Origin of the sequence: Bacteroides sp. RTP31139st1_H2_RTP31139_211217, from assembly GCF_040227615.1 — a bacterium.
Lineage (GTDB): Bacteria > Bacteroidota > Bacteroidia > Bacteroidales > Bacteroidaceae > Bacteroides > Bacteroides uniformis.
In genome coordinates this window covers 85,479-88,483 of record NZ_JBCNZM010000003.1, presented here as the reverse complement: position 1 = coordinate 88,483, position 3,005 = coordinate 85,479, and the positions used below count along the sequence as shown (strand labels likewise).

Genomic DNA, 3,005 nt, shown 5'->3' with positions numbered 1-3,005 from the left:
CTGTTGGACTCCATGTACAGCATACCGGGAGTACCGTTTATCTCTTGCTCGATAGGGGTTGCCACCGCCTGCGAAACAGTCAATGCACTGGCTCCCGGATAGGAAGCACTGATTTTCACTACGGGAGGCGTTATCTGCGGATATTGGTCTACCGGCAGCATGGTCAGGCCAATGATACCGACAATTACAATCACAATCGATATCACCGCCGAGAATACCGGGCGGTCTATAAAGAAACTTACTTTCATAACATCATTACTTTGAAGGGTTGTTGTCCTTTGATTTATTCTCAGTCGGAGTAGTCTGCTTCGTTTCGGAAACAACCTGCTTGTTCAGAGAATCACTCGTCTGTTCTTCCTCCTTTTTAGGAACGGCAACCTGGGCACGTACTTTCATACCCGGAGTCAGCTTGTGGAAACCTTCCGTCACAATTTGTTCTCCGGCAGCCAGACCACGTTCAACCACCCAATTGTTGCCAAATTCAGGTCCCAACTCAATGAAACGCTTTTCAACCGTAGAGTCCCGGCGCATCACAAAAATATATGCACCACCTTTCTCAATGGTAACTGCCTTTTGAGGAACGGCGACAGCACCCTCACGTACATCCAGCAACAGCTTCACCTTTGTAAACTGCCCCGGCAACAACACTCTGTCAGGATTCGGCATTTCTGCACGTACGGAGAATGTTCCGGTCTGAGGGTCCACCTGAGGTTCGGCAAAATCCACATAGCCCTTATAAGGATAGACGGTATTATCCGCCAAAGTAATCGTAATGTTCGGCTGCCAGGAACGTGTAGAGTCCTGACGCCCTATATCGATATTCCGTTCCTTGCTTTTCAGGTAATCCAATGCCGTCATGCTGAAATCTACCAGAACCGTATCACTTTTCACAACCGTAGCCAGCAAGGACTTGCCTCCCGGTCCGACCAATGTTCCCAAATCCACATTTCTTTCACTGATATGTCCCGATAGCGGAGAACGGACCAACGTATATCCCAATTCCAATTCAGCCTGGTCCAAATCGGCCTGGCTCATCGCTACTGAGGCTTCTGCAGTCTCGTAAGCAGCCTGGGCATTGTCCAAATCCAGCTGGCTGGCAGCGTTCTGCGCATAGAGGGGGCGGATACGCTCCAAATCGCGCTTTGCCTTCAATGCCTGCGCTTCATCCTTCTTTAACTGTGCACGAGCTTTGTCAGCCTTTGCCCTATACTGGTCCTGGTTTATCACAAAAAGTACCTGGTTCTTGGTGACATATGTTCCTTCTGCGAAAAGCATATTCTCCAAATACCCTTCCACACGCGCACGTACCTCTACAAACTGCTGAGCGCGAATACGTCCCACGTACTCGCCATATATCTCCACATCTCCTTTTTCCGCAGATTCCACAATCACGGTAGGAGCTTCCGATTCCACCTTCTTAGGCCAAGTCAGAATAACGTAACCTGCCAACAATACCGCCATGCAGGCAACCATCATCAGCAACCTCTTCTTCTTTAGTTTCAATTCTTTTTTCGTAAAAGACTGTCTCATGCTTGTTTGTATATTAAATTTAACCCTGTTTCTTTCTATTAAAGCAAATCCGATGCCAATCTATCACCATCTCATCCATTACGTCTAACAAACTATATATCAAGCAGAAAAGCAGACGGCAGTTCTTTATTCATGGTGGCATCCTCCATTTTTCCCTGTGGAATGTGTCCACAGTTTGTGGAATAATTCCACAAAACTACTAAATTAAAAACACATAAAAACCCTTTTTTGCTCTACACTAACAAAGAAAAACATTATCTTTACCGAAAATAATTCAGATTATTCATTTTAAACGTAAAGATTATGGCAAGTAGAAAAGAACTAAAGAAGAATATAAACTATATTGCAGGTGAATTGTTCACAGAGTGTCTTGTAAACAGCTTATATGTGCCTGGAACAGACAAACAAAAAGCCGATGAACTGATGGCTGAAATTCTGAAAATGCAAGATGAATTCATAAGCCGCATCAGCCACACCGAGCCAGGAAATGTAAAAGGTTTCTACAAAAAACTTCGTGCTGACTTCAATGCAAAAGTAGACGAAATTATTGACGCAATGGGCAAACTGAAATAAGATGAAGAAAGCCTTTTATAGCTTCATTTATTATCGCCTGCTGGGCTGGAAGACAAACGTGACGGTGCCCGACTACGACAAATGTGTAATTTGTGCGGCACCCCATACTTCCAATTGGGACTTATTTATCGGTAAATTGTTTTATGGTGCCATCGGCCGCAAGACCAGTTTCATGATGAAAAAGGAATGGTTCTTTTTTCCTCTGGGACTGATATTCAAAGCCGTTGGCGGCATTCCGGTGAACCGGGGACGTAAATCTTCCTTAGTGGACCAAATGACCGAAAAGTTTGCAAACAGCAAGCATTTCCACCTGGCTATTACACCGGAAGGAACCCGTAAAGCCAATCCCAACTGGAAGAAAGGTTTTTATTACATAGCACTTAAAGCACAAGTGCCCATCATGCTTATCGGGATTGATTATCCTTCCAAGACCATCTCCTCTACCAAGGCTGTCATGCCTACCGGAGACATCGAAAAGGATATGCGCGAGATAAAACTGTACTTCAAGAACTTTAAAGGAAAAAATCCCGAAAATTTTGATTTAGGAAATATCTAATCAGGTATTAAGCATTAATGCCATGCGAATAAGCATCTTGCAAACAGACATCGTCTGGGAAAATAAACAAGAAAATCTCCGTCGTCTCCGCGAGAAGTTAGAAACTCTTCGTGGAACAACGGAGATTGTTGTTTTACCGGAAACATTCTCCACCGGCTTTAGTATGGACACCGCCAGCTTGGCCGAACCCACAACGGGAGAAACCATCGCAACACTGCGCCAATGGTCCGAAGAGTACCGGCTTGCTCTTGCCGGCAGCTATATTGCCTGCGAAACAGCCTCGGAAGGCGGAAAGCCATCCTACTACAACCGCGCATTCTTCCTTACGCCCGAAGGCAATGCTTAC

At 45.2% G+C, this 3,005-nt stretch carries 5 protein-coding genes; 3 read left to right on the top strand and 2 right to left on the bottom strand.

Going from position 1 to position 3,005, the window contains the following annotated elements:
- Together ABUA47_RS01180 and ABUA47_RS01175 are read right to left on the bottom strand one after the other, a co-directional pair.
- The coding region (locus tag ABUA47_RS01180; RefSeq protein WP_410520177.1) for an efflux RND transporter permease subunit at positions 1–248 on the bottom strand (248 nt) is incomplete at its 3' end.
- 7 nt (positions 249–255) lie between these two features.
- Positions 256–1,530, bottom strand: a complete 1,275-nt coding sequence (locus ABUA47_RS01175) for an efflux RND transporter periplasmic adaptor subunit (RefSeq protein ID WP_009036815.1) — start codon at positions 1,528–1,530, stop codon at positions 256–258.
- A gap of 303 nt (positions 1,531–1,833) precedes the next feature.
- Here ABUA47_RS01175 and ABUA47_RS01170 point away from each other — a divergent pair, with 303 nt between their 5' ends.
- The 3 genes from ABUA47_RS01170 to ABUA47_RS01160 form a co-directional block, all read left to right on the top strand.
- A complete protein-coding gene (locus tag ABUA47_RS01170) occupies positions 1,834–2,103 on the top strand; it encodes a hypothetical protein (protein WP_005826660.1) in 270 nt (89 codons plus the stop codon).
- Position 2,104: 1 nt separating this feature from the next.
- The gene (locus ABUA47_RS01165; RefSeq protein WP_005826663.1) at positions 2,105–2,659 is read left to right on the top strand and encodes a 1-acyl-sn-glycerol-3-phosphate acyltransferase; all 555 of its coding nucleotides are present in this window, start codon (positions 2,105–2,107) and stop codon (positions 2,657–2,659) included.
- A gap of 22 nt (positions 2,660–2,681) precedes the next feature.
- A partial coding sequence (locus ABUA47_RS01160; protein ID WP_349831383.1) for a nitrilase-related carbon-nitrogen hydrolase occupies positions 2,682–3,005 on the top strand: 324 nt, incomplete at its 3' end.

What these genes read in the sequence shown, in the direction of transcription:
- ABUA47_RS01175 (WP_009036815.1), bottom strand. Translation starts at nt 1,530, where the DNA reads ATGAGACAGTCTTTTACGAAAAAAGAATTGAAACTAAAGAAGAAGAGG.
- ABUA47_RS01170 (WP_005826660.1), top strand. Translation starts at nt 1,834, where the DNA reads ATGGCAAGTAGAAAAGAACTAAAGAAGAATATAAACTATATTGCAGGT.
- ABUA47_RS01165 (WP_005826663.1), top strand. Translation starts at nt 2,105, where the DNA reads ATGAAGAAAGCCTTTTATAGCTTCATTTATTATCGCCTGCTGGGCTGG.